This window comes from Marinobacter adhaerens HP15 (genome assembly GCF_000166295.1).
GTDB classification, from domain to species: domain Bacteria; phylum Pseudomonadota; class Gammaproteobacteria; order Pseudomonadales; family Oleiphilaceae; genus Marinobacter; species Marinobacter adhaerens.
In genome coordinates, this window is sequence record NC_017506.1 from 1,137,025 (window position 1) to 1,160,908 (window position 23,884).

The 23,884-nt window shown below is 56.2% G+C and carries 21 protein-coding genes, 1 tRNA gene and 3 pseudogenes; 12 read left to right on the plus strand and 13 right to left on the minus strand.

Annotation, left to right across the window (positions count from 1 at the left end; genetic code table 11):
- The 8 genes from HP15_RS05540 to HP15_RS05575 are packed head-to-tail and all read left to right on the plus strand — an operon-like array spanning position 1 to position 7,075.
- Positions 1–924, plus strand: coding sequence for a catechol 2,3-dioxygenase (locus HP15_RS05540; RefSeq protein WP_041645116.1), 924 nt, complete (start codon positions 1–3; stop codon positions 922–924).
- Positions 925–956: 32 nt separating this feature from the next.
- On the plus strand, positions 957–2,417 hold the full coding sequence (locus tag HP15_RS05545; RefSeq protein WP_041646153.1) for a 2-hydroxymuconic semialdehyde dehydrogenase: 1,461 nt from the start codon (positions 957–959) through the stop codon (positions 2,415–2,417).
- Between the two features lie 7 nt (positions 2,418–2,424).
- Entirely contained in the window at positions 2,425–3,285 is an 861-nt protein-coding gene (locus HP15_RS05550; RefSeq protein ID WP_014576578.1) for an alpha/beta fold hydrolase, read from the plus strand.
- Positions 3,285–4,070 (plus strand): 2-oxopent-4-enoate hydratase, encoded by a 786-nt coding sequence (gene dmpE / locus HP15_RS05555; protein ID WP_014576579.1) that lies wholly within the window; start codon positions 3,285–3,287, stop codon positions 4,068–4,070. The genes HP15_RS05550 and dmpE overlap by 1 nt, the downstream gene beginning before the upstream one ends.
- A gap of 26 nt (positions 4,071–4,096) precedes the next feature.
- Positions 4,097–5,032, plus strand: a complete 936-nt coding sequence (locus tag HP15_RS05560; protein ID WP_014576580.1) for an acetaldehyde dehydrogenase (acetylating) — start codon at positions 4,097–4,099, stop codon at positions 5,030–5,032.
- A gap of 13 nt (positions 5,033–5,045) precedes the next feature.
- Entirely contained in the window at positions 5,046–6,083 is a 1,038-nt protein-coding gene (dmpG, locus tag HP15_RS05565; protein WP_014576581.1) for a 4-hydroxy-2-oxovalerate aldolase, read from the plus strand.
- On the plus strand, positions 6,080–6,874 hold the full coding sequence (gene dmpH, locus HP15_RS05570; protein ID WP_014576582.1) for a 2-oxo-3-hexenedioate decarboxylase: 795 nt from the start codon (positions 6,080–6,082) through the stop codon (positions 6,872–6,874). Before dmpG ends, dmpH begins: the two co-directional genes overlap by 4 nt.
- Positions 6,875–6,883: 9 nt before the next feature.
- Complete coding sequence (locus HP15_RS05575) at positions 6,884–7,075, plus strand: 2-hydroxymuconate tautomerase (RefSeq protein WP_014576583.1); 192 nt, start codon at positions 6,884–6,886, stop codon at positions 7,073–7,075.
- Positions 7,076–7,583: 508 nt separating this feature from the next.
- On the opposite strand, the gene HP15_RS05580 is transcribed toward HP15_RS05575, so the two are convergent.
- From HP15_RS05580 to HP15_RS05600, 5 genes are read right to left on the minus strand one after another with little or no spacing between them, the layout of a single operon-like run.
- On the minus strand, positions 7,584–10,622 hold the full coding sequence (locus HP15_RS05580) for an efflux RND transporter permease subunit (RefSeq protein ID WP_014576584.1): 3,039 nt from the start codon (positions 10,620–10,622) through the stop codon (positions 7,584–7,586).
- Entirely contained in the window at positions 10,619–11,671 is a 1,053-nt protein-coding gene (locus tag HP15_RS05585; protein ID WP_041645117.1) for an efflux RND transporter periplasmic adaptor subunit, read from the minus strand. Before HP15_RS05585 ends, HP15_RS05580 begins: the two co-directional genes overlap by 4 nt.
- 37 nt (positions 11,672–11,708) lie before the next feature.
- Positions 11,709–12,611, minus strand: coding sequence for an alpha/beta fold hydrolase (locus tag HP15_RS05590; protein ID WP_041645118.1), 903 nt, complete (start codon positions 12,609–12,611; stop codon positions 11,709–11,711).
- Positions 12,586–13,092, minus strand: a complete 507-nt coding sequence (locus HP15_RS05595; protein WP_014576587.1) for a PaaI family thioesterase — start codon at positions 13,090–13,092, stop codon at positions 12,586–12,588. Before HP15_RS05595 ends, HP15_RS05590 begins: the two co-directional genes overlap by 26 nt.
- Positions 13,089–13,574, minus strand: a complete 486-nt coding sequence (locus HP15_RS05600; RefSeq protein ID WP_041645119.1) for a PaaI family thioesterase — start codon at positions 13,572–13,574, stop codon at positions 13,089–13,091. Before HP15_RS05600 ends, HP15_RS05595 begins: the two co-directional genes overlap by 4 nt.
- A 257-nt stretch (positions 13,575–13,831) precedes the next feature.
- Between HP15_RS05600 and HP15_RS05605 the strand changes: the two genes are divergently transcribed.
- A complete protein-coding gene (locus tag HP15_RS05605; RefSeq protein ID WP_014576589.1) occupies positions 13,832–14,446 on the plus strand; it encodes a TetR/AcrR family transcriptional regulator in 615 nt (204 codons plus the stop codon).
- Positions 14,447–14,461: 15 nt separating this feature from the next.
- Here the strand turns inward: HP15_RS05605 and HP15_RS05610 are convergent, their stop codons facing one another.
- The 3 genes and pseudogenes from HP15_RS05610 to yghU all read right to left on the minus strand — a co-directional run.
- Positions 14,462–15,460, minus strand: a complete 999-nt coding sequence (locus HP15_RS05610) for a lipid A deacylase LpxR family protein (protein ID WP_227499710.1) — start codon at positions 15,458–15,460, stop codon at positions 14,462–14,464.
- Positions 15,461–15,723: 263 nt separating this feature from the next.
- Positions 15,724–15,822 (minus strand): annotated as a pseudogene (locus HP15_RS22570) (IS5/IS1182 family transposase); the annotation flags it as partial.
- 28 nt (positions 15,823–15,850) lie between these two features.
- Positions 15,851–16,641: pseudogene (gene yghU, locus HP15_RS05615) on the minus strand (glutathione-dependent disulfide-bond oxidoreductase); the annotation flags it as partial.
- Between the two features lie 381 nt (positions 16,642–17,022).
- On the opposite strand from yghU, the pseudogene HP15_RS22220 reads away from it, so the two are divergent.
- A pseudogene (locus tag HP15_RS22220) lies at positions 17,023–17,124 on the plus strand (IS1595 family transposase); the annotation flags it as partial.
- Positions 17,125–17,202: 78 nt separating this feature from the next.
- Here the strand turns inward: HP15_RS22220 and HP15_RS05620 are convergent.
- Together HP15_RS05620 and HP15_RS05625 are read right to left on the minus strand one after the other, a co-directional pair.
- Complete coding sequence (locus HP15_RS05620) at positions 17,203–17,931, minus strand: histidine phosphatase family protein (protein WP_041645120.1); 729 nt, start codon at positions 17,929–17,931, stop codon at positions 17,203–17,205.
- A gap of 292 nt (positions 17,932–18,223) precedes the next feature.
- Positions 18,224–18,436 carry an AlpA family transcriptional regulator gene (locus tag HP15_RS05625; RefSeq protein ID WP_041645121.1) on the minus strand — a complete coding sequence of 71 codons (213 nt, stop codon included), beginning with the start codon at positions 18,434–18,436 and terminating at the stop codon, positions 18,224–18,226.
- Positions 18,437–18,601: 165 nt separating this feature from the next.
- On the opposite strand from HP15_RS05625, the gene HP15_RS05630 reads away from it, so the two are divergent.
- Positions 18,602–19,066 (plus strand): hypothetical protein, encoded by a 465-nt coding sequence (locus tag HP15_RS05630; RefSeq protein WP_041645122.1) that lies wholly within the window; start codon positions 18,602–18,604, stop codon positions 19,064–19,066.
- A gap of 122 nt (positions 19,067–19,188) precedes the next feature.
- Here the strand turns inward: HP15_RS05630 and HP15_RS05635 are convergent.
- Positions 19,189–19,265, minus strand: a tRNA-Pro gene (locus HP15_RS05635).
- Between the two features lie 114 nt (positions 19,266–19,379).
- The gene (locus tag HP15_RS05640; RefSeq protein ID WP_041645123.1) at positions 19,380–21,023 is read right to left on the minus strand and encodes an FMN-binding glutamate synthase family protein; all 1,644 of its coding nucleotides are present in this window, start codon (positions 21,021–21,023) and stop codon (positions 19,380–19,382) included.
- A gap of 260 nt (positions 21,024–21,283) precedes the next feature.
- On the opposite strand from HP15_RS05640, the gene HP15_RS05645 reads away from it, so the two are divergent.
- On the plus strand, positions 21,284–22,876 hold the full coding sequence (locus HP15_RS05645) for a BCCT family transporter (protein WP_014576596.1): 1,593 nt from the start codon (positions 21,284–21,286) through the stop codon (positions 22,874–22,876).
- 60 nt (positions 22,877–22,936) lie between these two features.
- Here HP15_RS05645 and HP15_RS05650 read toward each other — a convergent pair whose 3' ends face one another.
- Positions 22,937–23,884, minus strand: coding sequence for an alpha-L-glutamate ligase-like protein (locus HP15_RS05650; protein WP_041645124.1), 948 nt, complete (start codon positions 23,882–23,884; stop codon positions 22,937–22,939).

Sequence of the window (23,884 nt, forward strand, 5' to 3'; positions counted from 1 at the left end):
ATGAAAAAAGGTGTAATACGTCCCGGTCACGTCCAGCTCCGAGTTCTCGATATGGACGAAGCCCTTCAACACTACACCGACCTTCTGGGTCTGATCGAAACCGATCGCGATGATCAGGGCAGGGTCTATCTGAAGGCTTGGTCCGAAGTAGACAAATTCTCCGTGGTACTGCGCGAAGCTGACGAGCCAGGCTGTGATTTTATGGCCTTCAAGGTGCTGGACGAAGATACCCTGAACCAGCTGGAGAAGGACCTGGTAACCTTTGGCGTTGAAGTAGAACAGGTGCCGGCGGAAGAGCTTAAGGATTGTGGCCGCCGAGTTCGCTTCACCGTTCCCTCCGGGCATGCTTTCGAGCTTTTTGCCGACAAGAAGTACACCGGCAAGTGGGGCCTGTCCAGTGTCAACCCGGAAGCTTGGCCTCGTGGTCTGCGAGGTATGAAAGCCGTTCGCTTTGACCACTGCCTGTTTTACGGTCCTGAGCTGGCAGCGGTCTACGACATCTTTGTCAATGTCCTCGGTTTCGACCTGGCCGAGCAAGTGTTGGATCCGCAAGGCACCAGAGTGTCGCAGTTCCTGACGGTCTCCATGAAGGAGCACGATATTGCCTTCATTCACCATGAAGAGCCAGGGAAATTTCACCACGCGTCTTTCCACCTGGAAACCTGGGAAGACGTGCTGCGGGCCGCGGACCTGATCACCATGACCGATACCTCCATTGATATCGGCCCGACCCGTCATGGCCTCACCCACGGCAAAACCATCTATTTCTTCGATCCGTCCGGTAACCGCAACGAAGTGTTTTGTGGAGGGGATTACTTCTATCCGGATCACAAACCGGTTACCTGGACGACGGACGAGCTCGGCAAAGCGATCTTCTACCACGACCGTACGCTGAACGAGCGCTTCATGGCGGTTCTGACGTAATCATCGAATTGATGAAACCGGGCAAAGCAGCAATGAAAGAAATCAAGCACCACATTAACGGGCAGTACGTGAGCTCTTGCAGTAGTCGGCTGTTCGACAACGTCAATCCCGCAAACGGCAAAATAATCAGCAAGGTGCACGAAGCCGGTCGGGAAGAGGTGGACGCCGCAGTGAAGGCCGCAAGAGCCGCACTGCGGGGCCCCTGGGGCAAGATGACCTTGGACGAACGCACCAGCATCCTGCACAAGGTGGCCGATGGCATCAATGCCCGGTTTGACGAGTTCCTGGAGGGGGAATGCCTCGATACTGGCAAGCCGAAGTCCATGGCGAGCCATATCGACATTCCCCGGGGGGCCGCCAACTTCAAAGTGTTCGCGGACATGATCAAGAACGTGCCCACCGAATCCTTTGAAATGCCGACCCCGGATGGTACCGGTGCCCTGAACTATGCCGTCCGTCGCCCCAAAGGCGTGATTGGTGTTATCAGTCCATGGAATCTGCCACTGCTGCTGATGACCTGGAAAGTTGGCCCCGCCCTGGCGTGTGGTAACACCGTGGTGGTCAAGCCTTCCGAAGAAACGCCCACTACCACCACCCTGTTAGGCGAGGTGATGAAAGAAGCGGGTGTACCGGACGGCGTGTTCAATGTGGTTCACGGTTTCGGCGGAGATTCGGCCGGTGCCTTCCTGACCGAGCATCCCCAGGTGGATGGCATTACCTTTACCGGCGAAATCGGCACCGGCGAAGTCATCATGAAAGCCGCTGCAAAGGGCATCCGGGATATCTCCCTGGAGTTGGGTGGCAAGAACGCCGGCGTAGTGTTCGCCGACTGCGACATAGATAAGGCCATTGAGGGCACCATGCGCTCAGCCTTCGCCAATTGTGGTCAGGTTTGTCTGGGCACTGAGCGGGTTTACGTTGAACGTTCCATCTTCGATGAGTTCGTAGGCCGACTGAAAGAGGCTGCGGAGGGCATGAAGATTGGCCCTCCGGATGACGCCGAGGCGGATATGGGCCCGCTGGTCAGCCTTAATCACCGGGAGAAAGTCTTGTCTTATTATCAGAAAGCTGTGGATGACGGCGCTACGGTGGTTACCGGTGGTGGTGTACCGGAGATGCCGGAAGCTCTGGCTGGTGGTGCCTGGGTTCAGCCCACCATCTGGACCGGTTTGCCGGAAGATTCGGCGGTGATTACCGATGAAATCTTCGGCCCCTGTTGCCATATCCGTCCCTTCGATACCGAAGAGGAAGCTATCGAACTGGCCAACAGCCTGCCTTACGGGCTGGCCTCCGCGATCTGGAGTGAAAACATCACTCGCGCACATCGGGTCGCGGGTCAGATTGAAGCTGGAATTATCTGGGTCAATAGCTGGTTCCTGCGGGATCTTAGGACCCCCTTTGGTGGCAGTAAGCAGTCCGGTATTGGCCGCGAGGGCGGTGTGCACTCCCTAGAGTTCTACACCGAGATGAAAAACATTTGCGTGAAATTGTGAGCTGACCATGACTGTACCTGAAAAGAGCCCGGAAATCGGGCGTGAGATAACCGCCGCCGGCTACCGCACCAACGTCCATGATCATGGCGAGGGAGGTGTTCCGGTCATGATGATTCATGGCTCCGGCCCCGGCGTGACCGCTTGGGCGAACTGGCGCCTGGTGATTCCGGAGCTTGCCAAAAACCGTCGAGTGGTAGCCCCGGATATGCTGGGCTTCGGCTACAGCGAGCGTCCGGAGGACCAGATCTACAACCGTGAGAGATGGGTGAAGCACGCGATTGGCGTGATGGATGAACTTGGGTTGGAACAGGTGGATCTGGTTGGCAATTCCTTTGGGGGTGGGCTGGCGCTGGCGCTGGCGATTGAGCATCCAAAGCGTATTCGTCGTCTGGTGCTGATGGGTTCAGCGGGAGTCCGTTTTCCTATCACCGAAGGGCTGGATGAAGTCTGGGGTTACGAGCCTTCGCTCGACAACATGCGACGCCTGATGGATGTGTTTGCTTTTAACAAAGGCTTGCTTACCGACGAACTGGCGGAAATGCGCTATGAAGCCAGTATTCGTCCGGGGTTCCAGGAATCCTTTGCGGCCATGTTTCCGGCCCCGCGCCAGCGCTGGGTCGATAATCTGGCCAGTAACGAAGACGACATCCGGGCGCTGACCCACGAGACCCTGATCATACACGGCCGTGAAGACGAAGTGATTCCACTGGAAGCGTCCTTGAGGCTGGCAGAACTCATTGACCGGGCTCAGCTTCATGTGTTCGGCCGTTGTGGCCACTGGACGCAGATCGAACATGCCGATCGGTTCGCGCGGCTAGTGAACGACTTCCTGACCGAAGCCGATCAGGCCGCTGTCGGAGGTAATTAATGGAACAGTCAAAAATTCAGGCGCTTGGCGACGAGCTGTACCAGGCCATGTTGAGCCGGGAGGCGGTCGAACCGCTGACCGGCCGTGGTGAGGACATCAGCATTGACGATGCCTACCACATTTCCCTGCGCATGCTCGAACGCCGTCTCGCGGACGGTGCATCGATCATCGGCAAGAAGATCGGTGTGACCAGCAAGGCCGTCCAGAACATGCTGAATGTACATCAACCGGACTTCGGGTACCTGACCGACGACATGGTGTTCAACAGCGGCGAAACCGTGCGGATCAGCGACAGATTGATTGCGCCGCGAGCCGAAGGCGAAATTGCCTTTATTCTGAAGAAAGATCTGAGCGGGCCGGGCGTCACTAATGCCGATGTACTGGCAGCGACAGAATGCGTGATGCCGTGTTTCGAGATTGTCGACTCCCGCATCCAGGACTGGAAGATCGCGATTCAGGACACCATTGCAGACAACGCCTCTTGCGGCCTGTTCGTACTGGGTGACCAAGCGGTGTCTCCGCGCAAGGTGGACCTGGTGACCTGCGGCATGGTGGTGGAGAAGAACGGCAGCGTGCTGAGCGCTGGCGCCGGCGCTGCTGCACTGGGCTCCCCGGTGAACTGCGTGACCTGGCTGGCCAATACCCTGGGCGAATTCGGCATCACCCTGAAGGCCGGCGAAGTCATCCTGTCCGGCTCCCTGGTACCACTGGAGCCGGTCAAGGCCGGCGACTACATGCGGGTGGATATCGGCGGCATCGGCAGCGCCTCGGTGCGCTTTGCCTGATTGATAAGAACAATGAGGAAAAGGCTATGAGCAAGAAAATCAAGGCAGCGATCATCGGCTCGGGCAACATCGGCACCGACCTGATGATCAAGATCCTGCGCAACGGCAAGAACATTGAAATGGGAGCCATGGTCGGTATCGATCCGGAGTCGGACGGCCTTGCCCGTGCCGCCCGGATGGGCGTGGCCACGACCCATGAAGGCGTGGACGGCCTGGTGAAGATGCCGGAGTTTGCCGACATCGACATTGTGTTCGATGCCACCTCTGCGAGGGCTCATAGGCACAACGAAGTGTTCCTGCGGGGCCATAAAGAGACCATCAAGATCATCGACATGACCCCGGCGGCCATCGGTCCCTACTGCGTGCCGGTGGTCAATCTGGAGCGGAACCTGGCCGAAGGTAACGTCAACATGGTCACCTGCGGCGGTCAGGCCACCATTCCCATGGTGGCGGCGGTGTCCCGGGTAGCCAAGGCTCACTACGCCGAGATTGTGGCCTCCATCTCCAGCAAGTCGGCCGGCCCCGGCACCCGTGCCAACATCGACGAATTTACCGAAACAACCTCCCGGGCTATCGAAGTAGTCGGCGGCGCGCAGAAGGGTAAGGCCATCATCATTCTGAATCCGGCCGAGCCACCGCTACTGATGCGGGATACCGTCTACGTACTTTCGGATGCCGCCGACAAGGCCGAAGTGGAAGCCTCCGTGGAAGAGATGGTCAAGGCCGTCAACAGCTACGTGCCGGGCTACCGCCTCAAGCAGAAAGTGCAGTTCGACGACATCCCCGAAGACCAGCCCATGAACGTCCCGGGCCTGGGTCGCTTCAGCGGCCTGAAGACTTCCATCTTCCTGGAGGTCGAGGGCGCCGCCCATTACCTGCCGGCCTACGCCGGAAACCTGGACATCATGACCTCCGCGGCACTCGGCACCGCCGAGCGCATCGCCGAATCGCTGGTCAACTGAGGAGGAACGAACCATGACTTTTAATCCCGGCAAGAAACTCTACATCTCCGACGTGACGCTGCGGGATGGCAGCCACGCGATCCGACATCAGTACTCCATCAAGAACGTGCAGGACATTGCCCGTGCATTGGACAAGGCCAAGGTCGACTCCATTGAAGTGGCCCACGGCGACGGACTGCAGGGCTCCAGCTTCAATTACGGATTCGGCGCCCACACCGACCTGGAGTGGATCGAAGCGGTGTCCGAAGTCATTGAACACGCCAAAATCGCCACCCTGCTGTTGCCCGGCATCGGCACCGTCCACGACCTGGACAACGCGTACAACGCCGGCGCCCGGATTGTTCGGGTGGCCACCCACTGCACCGAAGCGGATGTGTCCAGGCAGCACATCGAACACGCCCGCAAACTGGGCATGGACACCGTGGGCTTCCTGATGATGAGCCACATGCAGACCCCACAGGGCCTGGCAGAGCAGGCCAAGCTGATGGAAGACTACGGCGCTACGTGCCTCTACGTGGTCGACTCCGGCGGCGCCATGAACATGAACGACATTCGCGACCGCTTCCGGGCGCTCAAGGATGTGCTCAAGCCGGAGACCCAAACGGGAATGCACGCTCACCACAACCTCGCCCTGGGCGTGGCCAATTCCATTGTTGCCGTCGAGGAAGGCTGCGACCGGATTGATGCCTCATTGGCCGGCATGGGGGCTGGTGCCGGCAACGCGCCGCTGGAAGTGTGTATTGCGGCCTTTGACAAGATGGGCTGGGAGCATGGCACGGACGTGTACGCCCTGATGGATGCGGCCGATGACATTGTGCGCCCTCTGCAGGACCGCCCGGTGCGGGTGGACCGGGAAACCCTGGCCCTGGGTTATGCCGGGGTTTACTCCAGCTTCCTGCGCCATTCGGAAGTGGCGGCGCAGAAGTACGGTCTGAAGGCTGTGGATATTTTGGTTGAGTTGGGCAAGCGCCGCATGGTTGGCGGCCAGGAAGACATGATCGTGGATGTGGCGCTGGATCTGCTGGCGGCACAGAAGGAGCAAAACGCATGAGCAAGACATTGAGCCAAGAGCAGGTTCTGGCCCTGGCCGAGCACGTGGAAAATGCCGAACTTCAGGCCCACGATATCACCAAGGTCACCAACGACTTCCCTGACATGACCTTTGAGGATGCCTACGACGTACAGTGGGAAATCCGCCGCCGTAAGGAAGCCCGGGGCAACAAGATCGTGGGCATGAAAATGGGCCTGACCTCCTGGGCCAAGATGGCCCAGATGGGCGTTGAAACGCCCATCTATGGCTTCTTGGCTGATTATTTCAGCGTACCCGATGGCGGGGTGGTCAACACCAAAGAACTGATCCATCCGAAAATCGAAGCCGAGATTGCCTTTGTCACCAAGGCTCCACTCAAAGGCCCCGGCTGTCACATCGGCCAGGTTCTGGCTGCAACGGATTTCGTCATCCCCGCCGTGGAAGTCATCGACTCGCGCTATGAGAACTTCAAATTTGATCTGGTAAGTGTGGTAGCGGACAACGCCTCGTCCACCCGCTTCATCACCGGTGGTCAGATGGCCGACGTTGCCGATGTCGACCTGAAAACTCTAGGTGTGGTCGTCGAGAAGAACGGCGAAGTCGTTGATGTCGGAGCCGGCGCTGCTGTTCTCGGCCACCCGGCCTCTAGCGTGGCGATGTTGGCCAACCTGCTGGCAGAGCGTGGCGAACACATTCCGGCCGGAACTTTCATCATGACCGGCGGCATTACCGCGGCGATTACCGTTGAGCCCGGTGACAACATCACGGTTCGTTACCAGGGCCTGGGTACCGTGTCCGCCCGGTTCGAATAAGGGGGTTCCATGCCAGTTGCGCAAATCAATATCCTTGAGGGTCGCTCGGATGAGCAGAAGGAAATGCTGATCCGGGAGGTAACCGATGCGATTTCACGGTCGTTGGGAGCGCCGGTGGAAAGTATCCGGATCATTATTACCGAAATGCCCAAGCAGCATTTTGGAATTGGCGGCCAGTCGGCGAAGATGCTTGGGCGCTGAGCTGCAGTTTCTGAATAGGCCTACTTCGGAGGAAGTGTTTGGGAGACTCTGAGTAAGTTGCCCAACGTCAACAATAATAGGGATGGCGCCACCCTCATAGGACTCGCCGCGTTCAGAGATTGATGCTTCAGATATTGCCACTGATTCAGAGCGACGAGTCAAACTTCGCGCAAGAATTCTGAGTTGTAAATGTGCGTCTCCGCACACCCTTTGCCCCGCTCTGCGGGGTTTTTTTGGCTCGCCCGGCACGGCGCACCGCTGGAGCTAAAAGTAGCTCCCGCGAGTTCGCAAGAGCGGAGGAAGTGAGGCGCAACTGAGAAAGTACGACTGACGTGGGGAGGAAGCGCGTGGAGCAGAAACCGTGAGTCGATGAACAAGAATCGGATGCGAGGCACTGCCAAGAAGGGCGGGTGAGCAAGAGTTTACCGGCAACAGGTTATGTGCGGTACTGTGCTGCGCTGCGCCGACCTTTTTGACCTTGCGAAAATTGACACTATTCCGACTTTCCTCAGTTTTCTTTCTTTAAGCGAAACCAAAGGGCATAAAGCGCCGGGACAAACAGCAGCGTAATCAGAGTGCCGACTGCTATGCCTCCTATGAGCACATAGGCCAACGGCCCCCAGAACAGGTCAAAAGTCAGAGGTACAAACGCCAGAACCGCCGCCAGGGCAGTGAGGATTACGGGTCGGGCACGCTGAACTGCCGCTTCGACAACGGCTTCCCGGGCAGCCATCCCTGTTTTGAAGTTGTCCTGCACCTGCTGCGCCAGGATCATGGTATTTCTCATCAGGATTCCGCCCAGGCCAATCAGCCCCAGCAGTGCAGTAAAGCCAAAGGGTTGGTTAAACAACAGCAAAGCCAACACGGCGCCGATCAGACCCAGAGGCGCAGTGGCCAGAACGGTCAATGTCCCGATAAATGAACGCATCTGAAGCATGATGAAGATCAACATCAAAGCCAACATCACCGGCTGTAATGTCTGGATGGACGCGTTGGCTTTGGCTGATTGCTCCACTGTACCGCCGATTTCAATACGATAACCCTGCGGTAACTGCTCACGCAGTTCTGTCATGGCACTCCAGATCTCCTTGGTGACATCCGGTGGCTGGGCATCTTCTACATCAGCCTGGACGGCCAGGAAGGGGTCACGGTTGTGACGCTTTATAACGGGGTCCTCATAACGAACCTGCCACTTGCCGAGTTGCTGAACGGAAAGTTTGCGGCCCTCGCGGGTTTTGATTTCAAGATCTCCAGGCATGATCATTTCCCTGCGGCCATTACGCGCTATCAGTTGAACGCTCCTTATGCCCTGGCGTAGCTCGGTGACGGCCACTCCGCGAAGTTGGAACTGGAGTTGCCGGGCAACCTCTGCCGGGGTCAGGCCCATCCAACCCAGATTTTCCGGATCCATATCAAGGTAGAGAGTAGGCACACGCTCATCCCATTCGAGATGCGGCATGACGATATTCGGATGCCCGGTCATTAGAGTCCGGATCTGGTGCGCGATCTCTCGGAGTTGATCGGATTCCGGACCCAACACACGAAAACTGACAGGCCAGACCACCGGGGGACCATACAGCAAACGTGTTACACGCACTCGTGCCTCCGGAAATTCACCTGCCGCGATTCTGGCTTCCAGCGCCGAGATGATGCGATCGCGTCCTTCAACGTCCTGCCCAATGGCAATCAACTTGGCAAATGCCGGATCCGGCTGCTCGGGGTTTGCCGATACGAAGAATCGGGGTGCACCGGCACCGATGTATGCAGAAAGGCTTTTCACCTCTGGCATGTCCATCAGGATTGCTTCGAGGCGTCTGACACTTTGATCCGTGGTGGCGATAGCGCTCCCCTGCGGAGCAAAAACGCTGATCAAAACTTCGGGGCGATCAGAGCTGGGAAAAAATTGCTTCTGCACCTGAGTTGCCATACCGAAAGCACTGATCGCCAGCAAACCCAGTGTGATAAAAACGACGGTTCTCCGGTACTGTACACACGCTGTAATCACTCCCCGCAAGCGCTGGTAAAAAGAGCTTTGGTAAAGGTCCTGACCAGCGTGTCCGGTGTAATCGGGCAAGAGCTTTACCCCCAGATAAGGTGTAAAGGTCACCGCCACCAACCACGAAATTAACAACGAAAAAGCCAGTACCCAAAAGATGTTGCCGGTATATTCCCCCACACCCGACTGGGCAAATCCGATGGGGACAAATCCGGCCACCGTTACCAGTGTTCCGAACAGCATGGGTGCTGCTGTTACGCTCCAGGCATGACTGGCTGCCTGTACCCGGTCCCAACCCCTCTCCATTTTCACAATCATCATTTCAATGGCGATGATCGCATCGTCCACTAACAGGCCCAGTGCGATAATCAACGCACCCAGGGTGATTCGGTCCAGGTTCATGCCCGCCATTTTCATCAATAAAAAGGTCAGGCCCAGAGTAATGGGAATCGCAATGCCCACCACCAAACCTGCACGCAGGCCGATCGCGAGTATGCTGACTCCCATCACAACGGCCAGCGCTACCACAAACTTGACTTGAAAAAGATCAACCGCCTGAGTGATGGCTTCAGCCTGATCGGTCAGGGTCCGTATTGACATTCCCAGGGGGAGTCTGCCCTGTTCAGCTCTTACAAACTCGCGCAGCCGCTCACCAAACTCCAGGCCATTTTCGCCAGCACGCATGACGACGCCCAGGAGGATCGCATCCTCACCGTTAGAGCGGACGATGTAGCTCAAAGGATCTTCATAACCCAAACTCACCTCGGCCAGATCGGACACGGTGATAAGCTGGTCGCCGATACGCAAAGGTACTGAGGTGAGGCGCTCAATGTCAGATAGATCAATGTTGCTGCGAACATAAACCCGCGGGCCGGCAAGATCAACAAAGCCAAGAGGCTGAAGACGATTGTTGGCCTCTATCGCCTGAAAAACTGCTTCTGCCGACAAACCGAGGTTGTTGAGCCGGTCCTGATCAAATTCGAGATAAACCTGCTCAGGCCGCTCCGCCAAGAGCTGTGCTTTTTGCAAGCCGGGCAGCCGTTGCAAGCGATTCCGTATCGATTCTGCCTCGCGGGTCAGTTCACGCATTGGCATTCCGGGTGCCGTCAGCGCCAGCAGGGAGAAATACACATCCGAGAAATTATCGTTAACGATGGGGCCGATCACACCCCGGGGCAGGTTGGGTCTCTCATCGGACATGCGTTTGCGGACTTGATAGAAGAGGTCCGGCACTTTTTCACTCGGGGTAGAATCCTGGAATCGGATAAGCATGGTGGCTTGGCCGGGCCGAATGGTTGTTTCAATGGTATCGGTATACGCCACCTCCTGGATTCGCTTTTCAAGACGATCTACGACCTGACGCTGCAGCACCTCGGGGGTTGCTCCTGGCCAGATTACAGAGACCACCATCGCCCGGACGGTGAACGCAGGGTCCTCCGCCCGACCAAGGGACGAGAACGCATAGAATCCGGCAATAACGGACACCAAAAGAAAAAAGAGAGTGACCGAACGCTCGCGCACTGCCAGCGCGGAAAGATTCGGTAAGCTCATTGAGTCAGCTCCCGCACCGCCATGCCACGCGTCAGCAGGTGTGTCCCCAATGCGACGATGGACGTTCCCGCATTGATCTCGACCTTGATCTCCGCATACTCCTTACCCAAATCAATAACCTCGACCGCAAGGGGATTCACCGTGCCGTCGGAGACCAACCAGACCTGCGGCGTTTGACCTCTCTCATCCAAGGCACCCAGCGGTACGCGATGGCTGGACTCGGTTTGCTTCTGTGCTAACCGGACACTCACCACCGAACCCAAGGTTAAAGACGAGGGGTAGGGCCCCTCCAGGCTGTACCGAGCTCGCCAGCTTCTGCTTCTGGGGTCGGCCGCCCCGGCAATCTCCCTCAGATTCATAGCGATCTGTTTGCCATTGGCTAACGGTAGATAACCGCGCCTAGGCGGGTTAATGCCCTCTGGCAAGAAAACCTCTACTTCCAGCAATTGATCTGCGGCCAGAACGGCAAGGGTTTGTCCGATACCCACAACCTGGCCGGGTTCGACGCTGACCTCAGTAATCACGCCTGCATTGGAGGCTTTTAGTTCCGCATACCCCAGAGCATTCTGAGCCTGCTTGTTGCGTGAAGAGGCCGTTTCCAACTGACTGCGCGCCTCACGCTCTGCTAATTCAAGGCGTTGCAGGGTTTGTTCGCTGACAAACTGACGCTCCACGAGCTGCTGCTGGCGCTGGAGCTCATTGGTGGCAATTGCCAGGGCCGCTTCAGCACGCTTCAGATCCGCGGCGGCTCCCACCGCCGTTGCTGCAAGGTCTCGTGTATCGAGCTTGAACAATAAGTCGCCTTTTTCCACGCGCTGACCGGGATCGATGAAGCGCTGTTGAACCCGACCGGCGATCTGAAAGGCCTGAGGAACTTCGTGGCGGCCTCGCAAGGTTCCTGAAAATCTCTGCGCTGTTGGGCCAGCCTCCTTTAGTTCCACTGTTTTCACCCAAGGGATATGGGCGGGGGCCTCTGGGGGCGGTTCCGAAGACTGCTGACAACCAGACAAAATAAGGAGCGAGATCAACAGTGTCAGAATACAGCGCATGGCAGGTGTCCCAATTGGCAAAATCCAGGTGTGGGTATCAGTTCTCGCGGTAGCCGGACCAAGCAAGTTGCAGGATGGCATCGCGAACGATTTTTGTTTGCTCCATGGGCAGAAAATGAGTCGTACCTTCAAGAACCCTCACGTCAGCCGAAGGCAGCAGGGTCTGCAGGCGTTTTCGCGCCGCCGGCGAGAAGGTTGACCCGCGTTCCGCAGCTAGCGCGATAACCGGGCACTGCAACTGACGAATACCAGGCCAGGGGTTGTGTTCGGTATGGGCAAAGGTGGTGCTTTCCCACTCCGGCGCACACGCCAGCCGAACTTGATTGCCCTGTGGCAGAAAGGCGTGTTGGACGTAAGCTTCCAGCCACGCTTCGGGCCAGGCTTTGAAGCCACCGCGGCCACGATAGTTGTCCAGCGCAGCAGCGTGCGAGTCGAATACCCTGCGCCGACGTGCCGCTCCGGCAGCCAGTGACAAACGATGTGACTGGCGTAACAGCTTGGCCAGCCAAAGCTTCAGGCCCTGTCCCGGATCCATGATCACGGGCTCAGCCAGAATCAGACCCAGCACTTTGTCTGGCCGTCGGGCAGCGGCCATTATGCTGGTGGTCGCACCGATGGAATGTCCGGCAAGCCAGACCGGCTCGTCCAGGCTTTCCAGCAGAGCGGCCATGTCGCGATAGTAGGTTTCCCAGCCCCGGAATGTCGAAACGTTTGCCGCACCGGCGCTGGCCCCATGCCCGCGCATGTCCCAGGCCAGGACATTGAAATTCGTGGCAAGTTCGTCAAGGAGGGGGTGATACAAGCGGCCATGGTAACCCGTTGCATGCGCCCAGTGCAGCGTGGGGCGCGCTTGAGATTGCGGCCAGCGCCACAGTGCGATCTCCGCGCCATCCGGCGACTGGAACTCGTCGCGTTCAGGTTTGTTGTGCTGGTTGTTCATGAAGATCTTCTTGTTTGACGGCGATTGTCGGGAGCAACAACTGGACCTGACCGCTGGCGATCGGTTTGCTCTTATCGCTCTGCCAGCAGATCACCCGGACCAGGCTGGTCCGCCTGCCTTGCCGAACAATGTCGGCGCTGGCGAAAGTCGATCGGGCCTTCGCGGAGCGAAGGTAGTTAACGTGGCTATCCAGAATGCGTGGGCAACGTTTGCCTGTATCCTGGCTTTGCGCAGCAACCCGCGCGGTGAGTTCGATCAGGGCGCCGAGCACGCCGCCGTGGAGGGCGGGTAGCATAAAGTTGCCAATCAGCGCCTCACGACAGGGCATATGAACCAATAGACCTGCATCGCCGCGTTGAACCTCAAGCCCAAGATGCCGTGCGTAGGGAGTGCGCTCCAGCAGGGCCTGCCAGTCGGCATATTCTTTCCCGCTTTCGGTAGGGCCTGAGATGGGTTGTGCCGAATCGCTGATCGTGCTCATGCACCCTCCCTTCCTCGTCCACCTGCATGGAATTTCTGGCCCTGGGTGTTACGCATGAAGGTGGCGTTTGCCGTCGCTAACAGCTCACGATTGCCCTCACTGAAGATGTCGCAATGGATGAACGCGACCTCGTCCGTTAAATGACGACAGGTGGCCACCGCTAACAGGGCACTTTCGCCGCTGGCAGGGCGCAAGTAATCCATGCGTAAATCCAGCGTGGCGATGGGTGACAACTCCCGGGCCTCTGCAAATACCGCCAGTCCGCTTGCCGAGTCTGCCAGCGAGTAGAGCACGCTGGTGCAGATTTCTTCCGTATTATCTTCGGCGAACATCCACGGCTGTGTGGTCACGCTCATGCAGACCTGGTTTCCGTTCACAGACACAACCTGCATACCCAGATCCCTGCCGTGGGGAACTTGTTCGGTGAACTGCCACGCCGTCGTCACAGCGTCCCTGTGCTGAACTCTGTTCGACTCCGTCATCAGATCTGCGCACCCCGGTTAGCATTTAGCATAGAGGCGGTAATGCTGGGAAACAGCTGATTTTTATAGGTCATTGTCATGTCATTTTTTCCGAATAACATTGTTTTTGGATTTTGGTTGGTTAACCAACCAAAAGTCAAGAATCTGCTAATGCAAATGGCACGCTACCTGTGAAATGGCGTACGATCAGTGCAACGAGTCAGATGGTGGCCGCTCTGATGAATAACAAACTGGCTTGCTGAGGAGATGTTTAAGCCATGGTTGACAGACAGGTTACTCCTGCAAGCAAACTAGGCGATCACGCCGATGTATTGTCTAACGCAGCCCGGCTTTTTCGTGAGAAAGGGTTCGAGAAGACCTCGCTCAAGGAGATTGCCGAGGCCTGCAATATGCTACCCGGGAGTCTGTATTATCGTTACAGCGCCAAGGAAACGCTGCTTGTCGAGCTGATGCGCCGGGGAGTCGACCTGGTTACCGCAGAGGTCGGGTCGGCTTACGCCAGCTCGGATGACCCGGTGGAGCGATTGCGCCTTTGTATCAACGCGCATCTGCGGGCGCTGTTGGTTGATTCGGACGCGGTTTACGTGCTGTTGTTTGAATGGCGAGCGCTTGGCCCGGAGGCTCGCGAGGACATCATCGAACTGCGTGATCAGTACGAGTCCCTGTGGGCCGGTATCCTTGAAACAATGATTGAACAGGGCGTGATCCGGAAGAACGTTGACGGCCGTTTGCTCCGCCTGATCGGCCTTGGGGCGCTCAACTGGGTTGCAACCTGGTTCGACCCGAACGGGACCCAATCCCTTGATGCCATCGGTGACCTAATCTGGCAGATCGCCATAGACGGTGTGATCAGTAAAGATGTTCAAGTTTAGCGGTTAGATCAGGGACTACAAAGCCCAACTGAAAGAAAGCGTACCAAAGCTGAAATTCTTCTGGTTACGCTGTTTTTCCCCCGTTTTGGCTCGAAAAACCAACGCCATTTGAAGGTTGTCCCATTGTCTGGTCGCGCCGAGTCCAATCTGGCCGAGAAGGGGGCTCTCACTGAACCGGTAAGGTCCGGAATTGTTTTCCAGATAGGAATAGGCAATGTACTCAACCCCCAGCCCTACGAAGACTGACCAGGCGGTCCTTGAGTCGCTGAAAGATCCCGGCAATGCGATGGTAGAGGAACTGCCGGCATAATCCGGAATGAAATTGTCCGACAGGTTGCGGCCGATTCGCCAGACGGCGCCAGCCGACGCAGACGTTTGAAAACTGGAAAGTATCCCGGACCCAACGGCTGAAAACTGTTGTTCAAGGTCGTCGGGCTGCCCGAACTGCCACAGTTTGCGTCCATGTTCCGCCGTCAGACCACCAACGACATCGGTCCCAAGTTGATTATCCCAGCCCTTGGGGGGCTCGCTCCCGGTGATTTTGTGCACCAACTTCTGGCTGGCTTTAGCCCCGCTTTCGGGGCCAACGACGCCGATTTGGGCACCAAACCCTGTTATCCTGTCGGCGTCCCAGCTCCAGAGCGTGGCGCCCACTGAGAGGTAACCAGCGTAAGGAATATCATTGAATTGAGGCTCTGTTCGGCTGAGATCCTCTGGAGTTACCATCAACTGTCGCAGGCTGAAACTCAATGCATGGTCACGGCTGTTTGAGCCAATTCCCGGAAGAAAAGAGAGATGGTCCCGGGCGGCAACTGCCAGGCGGGCAGAGCCGGTGTCGGAGGTTTCGGCTGATGATGTCAAATACGACAGGCCTACCCCGTTGGTGTAGCCGCGATCGCTACCGGTAAACAGATCATTATCCCAGGCGATGTTGAAAATATCGGCTGTGGTGGAAAGCGGTAGAAACATAAGGGTGAAGCCAAAAGGGGCAAACGAAGCGCGGTCATACACCATTGAAGCTCCAAAAGGTAGGTTGCAAACTGATGTTAGCAGGTTTTCGCTAAGGAACGTCTGAATAACCGCAGATTTTTGCTGATATGGTTTTGAAGCAGCAAAAACCAGGAATTTCAGACGCTATTACCCCGTTATTAGTGTGTTTTTGCCCGTTTACCGCCAGTTTGGCGGAAAACAGGCGCACTGGCCCCACGCCAGCATGTATTTTCGCCAATCAGCAGGTTGCTGAACGCGGCCAGTAAATGCAGCCGGTTATTGTTCTATGCAAGGCCGCGATAGCAGCTCTTGCTATAACCGAAGACCTGCTTGATGTACCGGAACGGATGCTCCACTTTGGTGCGCACACTGGCTTTGATTTTCTCGGCTTTCAGCCTGTCTGCATCCAGCTTCTTCCGGGTGCCAGGCCCGGTTGTCCATGCGTCCGCGTTGCACCGCCGGTCGCTCAGCAATCTCATGGGTCCAGCGCAGCACATTGGTATAGGTGTGGGTTTCCAGGAATTCCGCCGCCTCGTAGATTTTGTTGGCGACCAGGGCACCGTACCAGGGCCAGATGGCCATGTCGGCAATGGTGTATTCGTTTCCGGCAATGAAGCGGTTATCGGCAAGGCGACGATCGAGCACATCTAGCTGACGTTTCACTTCCATGGCGAAACGGTTGATGGGGTACTCGTATTTCTCAGGCGCGTAGGCATAAAAATGACCAAAGCCACCCCCTAGCATGAGTGCGCTGCCCATCTGCCAGAAGAGCCAGGAGAGACACTCGGCGCGTTCGGCGGTGTCCGTGGGGATAAAGGCATTAAATTTTTCCGCCAGATAAAGCAGGATGGCGCCGGATTCGAACACCCGGATGGACGGTGACACACTCTGGTCCAGAAGCGCGGGAATCTTGGAGTTGGGTTTGATCTTCACAAAGCCGCTGCCGAACTGCTCGCCTTCAATAGTGCGGATTAGGTAAGCATCGTATTCCGCTCCCCCCCAAAGCTTTTCGACAGTAGCTCCTCCAGCATGATCGTAACTTTGACCCCATTGGGCGTAGCCAGGGAGTATAGTTGCAATGGGTGCTTTCCGACAGGCAGCTCTTGATCATGGGTGGGTCCGGGGATTGGCCGGTTTATGTTGGCAAACTTGCCACCGCTCGCCGCATCCCATTTCCAGACTCTTGGTGGGGTATCATTGCTCATAGAACTGCTCTCACTCTGTTGAAGGAAGTTTTACGGATGAATCCGTACCGGCGTAACTCCCGGGTACCAGACCGGCCATCGCGCCCGGCTCACCAACCAGGCCCTGCATGACTCCCTCTCTGTTACGCTCAGGCTGGTTCCGCGTCGCCGACGGCTCAACTCGGGTCCCGGCCAGCTTCATGGTAATCGGTTAGCCAACTCACGTGAGCCTTCATCAAGGCGGCATCATGGATGGTCACCGCCGGCCCTGGACAAGCAACGCCAGACTGTTCCAGTTGGGCACTGCCCGACCGGTCTCCGCCTTGGTGGGGCACCGCCCCGGGAATACATTGACATCCGGTCCCCGAAGAATAGCCAGTACCTGCGCACCCTCACCAATGCTATCTCGCTGAGTTCGAATACCGCTTTACTCGGCGCTACGATCTAAACGCCATGCTTCCGCGGTTCCTGACAGTGGCAGCCCGTACACCGCCTATGTTCTAAAGGCCGCTAAAGAAAGATGCCTGACTCTTATGCGTAATCAGGATAGTATTTATTGGAATTCGTTCTTACTGACCTATATTAGATTCGCATCTGCAACATAGACTGAGCTATCCGTTCCATAACCGTTAGTCGTTCTCCCGATTTCATGGGGTTGTACGGGGTGTAATTGAGAAGGCGCAGATAGGCTGTGATCGGATGACTTCCCTGTGAACGGTCTATATCAACGATATTGATACATGCAGAGTCTTGTTCGGGGAATGGCAGGGATGACAAATCACCGTTTACCAGCCACGAAATCAAAACCCTGTTAACTGCATCGTGACTAACAATCACGGCGTTCTGCCAATTCGGCTCCGCAAGCAGCGTCTGAAACCATTCGAGAGCCCGCGCACTGAAGTCCTCCCAGCGCTCGCCTCCCAAAAAACTGGCGTCTTTATTCTGAGACCACTGATAAGCGCCAGAAACTTCAGCTTCGATTGCTTTTCGAGGCATCAAGCTGAGCCGCCCCGCCCGCACTTCCTGAAGCGCCGGGGTCGAATCGATGGGACCAGACACTGACCCATCAGAAAGAATCATCTCGAGTGTCTGATCGGCCCTGGGATAATCTGAGCTAATGGCCTTGTCAAAGGTCACTCCTTGAAGGAGGTTACCAATAGCCGCCACCTGAGCTTCCCCATCAACAGATAAGCGTACGGATCTCAGATCCAAGGGGCGCCCCGTATCATCAAAATAGTTCACGTGGCCATGACGAACGAGGTACAAATGGCGACGATCTCCTCCATCTGGCTTGCTCGGATTCACTGACATCAGTCTTGTCCTCCCATGACGCGGGCAACTTTTGGCTTACTAATCACTAGACATGATGTTTTGACCTGCCCTCCTCAATGTGGCTCTGTTCAGGGATTGTTTGCCGATTCCCAACAATAACCCACGATCGTTGAGGGCGGGCAGGTCAAACATTATGTCTAGAATGCCGGTAACTTTACTGCGGGAAGGTAGGTCGTACAAAAAGTGTGTATTACGGTAGCTCAACATTAGCCGAGGGGCTCATTTTGGGTCTACACACGGCTACTACCGTCCAGAGAATTCTCAGTAATATTTAAAGTCCCCACCCCCTAGATGGCCCATGCCGCATATCACGCTCGACCTGCTTTTCCTGCAACCACTCATGTATCTCGGAGTCGATCCAGCCTACCGATGTGCCACCTAGCGGTATGGGTCTGGGGAACCTGCCCAAATCGGCGTACTTGTAAATCGTTGATCTTGCCAGGCCGGTTTTCTCGATTACCTCTGCGAGTCTCAGCACTTTCATAACACCACTCCTATTTTCATTCATAATATTTGCCGGAAATCAGCCGCGTGCCAGCGCCTGGAATTCGGTGTTGGTACGATTGCCATTATTCGCCACAACTCGTGCAGGGCCATGCGACTTTCTGTTGGTAATGTTTTTAGAACACAACAAGAAAGGAGTGCTGTTATGGGATTGGTTTCGTGTCTTCAGGATCAGCAAAAGCGGTTTGAATCGGACTGCCACATTCTTCAGCGGGATATACGGTCAGGGAGCGTGGATGGTGAATCCGCAAAAAAGGACGCTCTACGCCTGCTCGGCGATGCCCAGGTGTGTTGGGCTAAGATGCTGAAATATCTGGATGAATTAACCATGTCAGATTTTGGCATCGGGGAGAGTCCGCAGGAGCTTCGTGAGCAATGCTCTGAATTGAAGGGTGTCCTGGCTAGGGCAGAGCATGAATCTTTGAGTGTGAGCGATCTGGCGGGGTTGTTATTTCTTCACAATCAGGTGTTGCAGGAGCAGTTGAAGCAAGAGCGCATTCGCCGCAGGCAATTAGAGCGGGATTTTGAGAAGATGGGCGGTGAAGACTTCGGCCGATTGGTGGAGCCGTTCCTGACAAAAGGGATGTTTGCAAAGCACGCAAAACGGTGACCGAGTGGTGACGAGATTTCCAAGGGTTTGAGAAACGGTGACCAAACGGTGACAAGAAAGGCTGTTTTCCAGAAACAACAAAGCCCAGCTGTTTCGAGGTCGGGCTAAGTATTTGATCTAATTGGTCGGGACGGTAGGATTTGAACCTACGACCCCTTGCACCCCATGCAAGTGCGCTACCAAGCTGCGCTACGCCCCGATTCGCTCTTTGCCACATCGAAACTTGAGAGTATTCTCAGTGGCTTAGCGGGAGCGAAGTCTACACGAGCCCATGGAAAAAATAAACATCCGACGGCGATTTTGATCGCAATTTTTAGCGTAGCTTGGTCTCCCGAAGTTTGAGGATGAATTCCGGTGGTTCGAAGGTATCCGCCCGGGCTGATTCCCAGTACTTATCGAACACAGTCAGGTCTGTTTTTCCCTCCAGCAGGGCCCCCGGTTCTAGGAACGGGAAAAGGTCCATGTAAGAGTGAACTTCGGTTTTAGACACCCGCCGGACAACGTGTTCCGGACCAAGCTCGGATGGATGCTTGAGCCCGGAAGCCTCAAGCAGGTTTTGCAGCGCGTCCAGAGTATTCTTATGGTAGTTGTACACCCGCCGGCTCTTGAGCTCTACGTCGAGCTTGTTGCCGCGCCTGGGGTCCTGGGTGGCCACGCCGCTCGGACAGCGCCCTGTGTGGCAGCTGAGCGCCTGTATGCAGCCCAGGGAGAACATGTAGCCACGGGCCGCGTTGCACCAGTCCGCACCAAGGGCCAGGGTTCGGGCTATGTTGAAGGCCGAGGTGATCTTGCCCGCTGCGCCAATGGCGATGTCTTCCCGCAAATGGGTGCCGACCAGTGTGTTGTGAACCAGCAGAAGTGCCTCAGTCATGGGCATGCCAAGGCGGTTGATAAACTCCAGTGGAGCGGCTCCTGTGCCGCCTTCACCTCCGTCGACGACGATGAAATCAGGTTTTCGACCGGTTTCCAGCATGGCTTTGACGATGGCGAACCACTCCCAGGGGTGGCCAATGGCAAGCTTGAAGCCGACGGGCTTGCCGCCAGACAGTTCACGCAGACGGTCAATGAACTCAAGCATCTCGATGGGGGTTGAGAACGCCGAATGACTGGCGGGAGAAACGCAATCCTCACCCACCGAAACGCCCCGGGCTTCGGCGATCTCGGGAGTCACCTTGGCACCCGGCAAAATTCCGCCGTGGCCCGGTTTCGCACCCTGAGATAGTTTGAGTTCTATCATTTTGACCTGTTCAATCGTGGCGTTCTGCCGAAACATATCTTCGTTGAACGAACCGTCTTTGTGGCGACAGCCGAAGTACCCTGAGCCGATCTCCCAGACCAGATCGCCACCTGGCTGTCGGTGGTATCGGGAGATGGAGCCTTCTCCGGTGTCATGATAGAAACCGCCCATTCTGGCCCCGGTATTCAGGCTCAGGATGGCGTTGGCGGAAAGCGAGCCAAAGCTCATTGCGGAAATATTGAACACACTGGCGTTGTAGGGTTTATCACAGTTCCTGCCGATCAGAATCCGGAAGTCACTGCTGTCGAGGCGGGTGGGAGCGAGTGAATGGTTCATCCACTCGAATCCCTCGTCATACATTCCGAGTTGGGAGCCAAAAGGGCGTTTGTCGAGGACATTCTTGGCTCGCTGATAGACGATCGTGCGCTGCTCCCGAGAGAAGGGGCGCTCCTCGGTGTCTGACTGGATAAAATACTGGCGGATTTCTGGCCCGACGGATTCGAGCAGGTACCGGAAGTTGGCCAGGATCGGGTAATTCCGGCTGACCGTGTGCCGTCTTTGCAGCAGGTCGTAGGTGCCAAGGGCTGCGAAGGCACCAAAGATCAGCGGAAACGCCAAACTTACGTCTGCGAACATGACCAGTCCAAAAGAGACGAAAAAGCCGATGATACTGAGCGCGTAGGCCGAATAGCGAAGCGGAAAGGTCTTGGTTTTTTCCATGGAATCCTCTGGTTGTCTCACGAAACCGGCTCGACCGGCTCACCGGATAAAGAAGAGTTTAGTCCTACGAAGCGGAGTTCTGCCGCGATTGGTCCGGACTTTGGCTGGTCCGTTGTCGATCATGGTCTATGATAAATATCAAGGCGGCGGTAATAATTGTAGTTTTGATGTTTTGAACTCAAAACATTATGATAACGCTCTTGTAATGTTTGAACTCCGATTCTGAATAAACGACTTACCAACTCAGGAGGCGCCATAACGTGGGCGAGGTAGTTAAAGACGAATATTCGACGGACTACGTGGCCGGCCAGGACAATATCACACCGTTCGGGCTGGATCTCCACGCACCGGTATTTCCGATTACGGCGATACTGGTTTTTGCGTTCGTGATAGGAACCCTGATGTTCCCAGGGGAAGCGAAGGAGCTTCTCGATGGAACAAAGTGGGACATTATCGCGACGTTTGACTGGTTTTTCCTGATCAGTGCCAATATTTTCGTGGTTGTGTGCCTGGCGTTGATCTTCCTGCCAATGGGCAAGATCCGTATAGGCGGCCAGGATTGCAAACCTGAGTTCTCTACAATTTCGTGGTTCTGCATGCTTTTCGCGGCTGGCATGGGTATTGGTCTCATGTTCTGGGCCGTTGCCGAGCCGGTGGCTTACTACACAGGATGGTATGAGACACCACTGAACGTAGAGGCGGGTACGAATGAAGCCCGCAATCTTGCGATGGGCGCGACTATGTACCACTGGGGTCTGCACCCCTGGGGCATCTATGCAATCGTAGCGCTCTCCCTGGCATTTTTTGCGTTTAACAAAAACATGCCGCTGACCATCCGCTCTGCTTTCTTCCCTCTGCTGAGAGATAAAGTGTGGGGCTGGCCTGGCCACATTATCGACGTTCTGGCGGTTGTAGCCACCATCTTTGGTCTTGCGACCTCCCTCGGTTTTGGTGCCCAGCAGGCAGCTTCCGGCCTCAATTACCTGTTTGGCATCGGCGCTGGAATCAATGTCCAGATGGCGATCATTGTCGGGGTTACAGCACTGGCGCTGATCTCAGTGCTCAGGGGCCTCGACGGTGGGGTGAAGGTCCTGAGTAACATCAACATGGGCGTTGCCGCCGTCTTGCTGTTGTTCGTTATCTTTGCCGGCCCAACTATGACCATTCTGGAGACCCTGTGGGTTACCTCTTCCAACTATGTTGGTAACGCTGTGCAGCTCAGTAACCCGTTTGGTCGTGAAGACGAAGCCTGGTTCCAGGGCTGGACTGTGTTCTACTGGGCCTGGTGGATTTCCTGGTCACCGTTCGTAGGTATGTTTATTGCCCGTGTTTCCAAGGGACGTACTGTTCGTGAATTTGTGACTGCAGTGCTGATTGTTCCGACCGTTATCACGGTTGTCTGGATGAGTGCTTTCGGTGGCGCTGCTATCGAACAGATCCAGCAGGGTGTTGGTGAGCTGGCAGAGAACGGCTTGACTGAAGTGTCTCTTGCAACCTTCCAGATGTTTGCAAATCTGCCGTTGACCGGGATCCTGTCATTCGTGGGCATTATTCTGGTGCTGGTGTTCTTCGTAACATCTTCGGATTCCGGCTCGCTGGTTATCGACAGCATCACAGCCGGCGGCAAGACCGACGCTCCGACCGCTCAGCGTGTGTTCTGGGTAGTTGCTGAGGGTGCCATTGCTGCGGCCTTGATCTTTGGGGGCGGTGAAGATGCACTTGGCGCGATTCAGGCGACAGCAATCAGTGCTGGCCTGCCCTTTACGGTGGTTCTGCTGATCATGACGTGGGGGCTTCTGAAAGGCCTCAGTCACGAGCGGCAACTCCTGATTGCCAGGGGCGAGCTCACCTAAGAGCGCTGTGAAAATAAAAAGCCGGGGCCTTGGCCCCGGTTTTTTTATGTCTGGAAGCACTCAGAAACTGGCGAACGTGTCCATGGCGAAACGGGAACGCTCCAGTGGTGTGAAGTGCGGGCGTTTCAGCGCTTCGATGGCTCGCAGGCGGGGCAGCAGCCCCCGACCGTTTGCCATCTGAATGGCGAGTCCGGGGCGTGCGTTCAGCTCCAGTAGTAACGGCCCTTCGTTGGCGTCGACCACCAGATCAACCCCCATGTAGCCGAGTCCGGTAGCTTCGTAGCAACGAGAGGCCATTTCCAGCATCTCGTCCCAGGCTTCAATCTGGATGTTTTCCAGAGCAAGACCGGTATCCGGGTGAAGTGTAATGGGACGGTTGAACTGAACTGCGTTCAGACTTCGACCAGACCCGATATCAAGACCGACGCCGACGGCTCCCTGATGCAGGTTGGCTTTACCGTCCGATGCGGTTGTCGCCAGTCTCAGCATGGCCATCACCGGGTAACCCTGAAACACCACAATACGGATGTCGGGCACACCCTGATGCGAATACTTTGCCAGTGAAGGAGCGGATTCCACCAGGTTCTCGACAATCGCAACGTCCGGAGTGCCTGCAAGAGAGTAGAGACCGGCCAGAATATTGGTCAGGTGACGCTCAAGGAATGAAGAATCGACACGGGAACCGGAAGCCTTGATGTAATCATCACCATCGCGCCCGGTAATCACCGTAATGCCTTTGCCGCCAGACCCCTTCGCCGGTTTTATCGCAAAGCCCTCAAGGTCTTCAGCCATCTCCCGGAAGTGGGATATTTCATGCTGTTGGCGGACAATCTGAAGCAGCTTGGGCGTTTTTACCCCGTATTCGGCAACCACCAGCTTGGTCTTCAGCTTGTTGTCCACCAGAGGGTACGACGAGCGCTCATTGTACCGGGAAATGTAGTCGACATTTCTCCGGTTCATATTGAGCATCCCGAGCCTCTTGAGAGATCGCGGTGAAATCCAATCCAT

What these genes read in the sequence shown, in the direction of transcription:
- HP15_RS05540 (WP_041645116.1), top strand. Translation starts at nt 1, where the DNA reads ATGAAAAAAGGTGTAATACGTCCCGGTCACGTCCAGCTCCGAGTTCTC.
- HP15_RS05545 (WP_041646153.1), top strand. Translation starts at nt 957, where the DNA reads ATGAAAGAAATCAAGCACCACATTAACGGGCAGTACGTGAGCTCTTGC.
- HP15_RS05550 (WP_014576578.1), top strand. Translation starts at nt 2,425, where the DNA reads ATGACTGTACCTGAAAAGAGCCCGGAAATCGGGCGTGAGATAACCGCC.
- dmpE (WP_014576579.1), top strand. Translation starts at nt 3,285, where the DNA reads ATGGAACAGTCAAAAATTCAGGCGCTTGGCGACGAGCTGTACCAGGCC.
- HP15_RS05560 (WP_014576580.1), top strand. Translation starts at nt 4,097, where the DNA reads ATGAGCAAGAAAATCAAGGCAGCGATCATCGGCTCGGGCAACATCGGC.
- dmpG (WP_014576581.1), top strand. Translation starts at nt 5,046, where the DNA reads ATGACTTTTAATCCCGGCAAGAAACTCTACATCTCCGACGTGACGCTG.
- dmpH (WP_014576582.1), top strand. Translation starts at nt 6,080, where the DNA reads ATGAGCAAGACATTGAGCCAAGAGCAGGTTCTGGCCCTGGCCGAGCAC.
- HP15_RS05575 (WP_014576583.1), top strand. Translation starts at nt 6,884, where the DNA reads ATGCCAGTTGCGCAAATCAATATCCTTGAGGGTCGCTCGGATGAGCAG.
- HP15_RS05580 (WP_014576584.1), bottom strand. Translation starts at nt 10,622, where the DNA reads ATGAGCTTACCGAATCTTTCCGCGCTGGCAGTGCGCGAGCGTTCGGTC.
- HP15_RS05585 (WP_041645117.1), bottom strand. Translation starts at nt 11,671, where the DNA reads ATGCGCTGTATTCTGACACTGTTGATCTCGCTCCTTATTTTGTCTGGT.
- HP15_RS05590 (WP_041645118.1), bottom strand. Translation starts at nt 12,611, where the DNA reads ATGAACAACCAGCACAACAAACCTGAACGCGACGAGTTCCAGTCGCCG.
- HP15_RS05595 (WP_014576587.1), bottom strand. Translation starts at nt 13,092, where the DNA reads ATGAGCACGATCAGCGATTCGGCACAACCCATCTCAGGCCCTACCGAA.
- HP15_RS05600 (WP_041645119.1), bottom strand. Translation starts at nt 13,574, where the DNA reads ATGACGGAGTCGAACAGAGTTCAGCACAGGGACGCTGTGACGACGGCG.
- HP15_RS05605 (WP_014576589.1), top strand. Translation starts at nt 13,832, where the DNA reads ATGGTTGACAGACAGGTTACTCCTGCAAGCAAACTAGGCGATCACGCC.
- HP15_RS05610 (WP_227499710.1), bottom strand. Translation starts at nt 15,460, where the DNA reads ATGGTGTATGACCGCGCTTCGTTTGCCCCTTTTGGCTTCACCCTTATG.
- HP15_RS05620 (WP_041645120.1), bottom strand. Translation starts at nt 17,931, where the DNA reads ATGTCAGTGAATCCGAGCAAGCCAGATGGAGGAGATCGTCGCCATTTG.
- HP15_RS05625 (WP_041645121.1), bottom strand. Translation starts at nt 18,436, where the DNA reads ATGAAAGTGCTGAGACTCGCAGAGGTAATCGAGAAAACCGGCCTGGCA.
- HP15_RS05630 (WP_041645122.1), top strand. Translation starts at nt 18,602, where the DNA reads ATGGGATTGGTTTCGTGTCTTCAGGATCAGCAAAAGCGGTTTGAATCG.
- HP15_RS05640 (WP_041645123.1), bottom strand. Translation starts at nt 21,023, where the DNA reads ATGGAAAAAACCAAGACCTTTCCGCTTCGCTATTCGGCCTACGCGCTC.
- HP15_RS05650 (WP_041645124.1), bottom strand. Translation starts at nt 23,884, where the DNA reads ATGGATTGGATTTCACCGCGATCTCTCAAGAGGCTCGGGATGCTCAAT.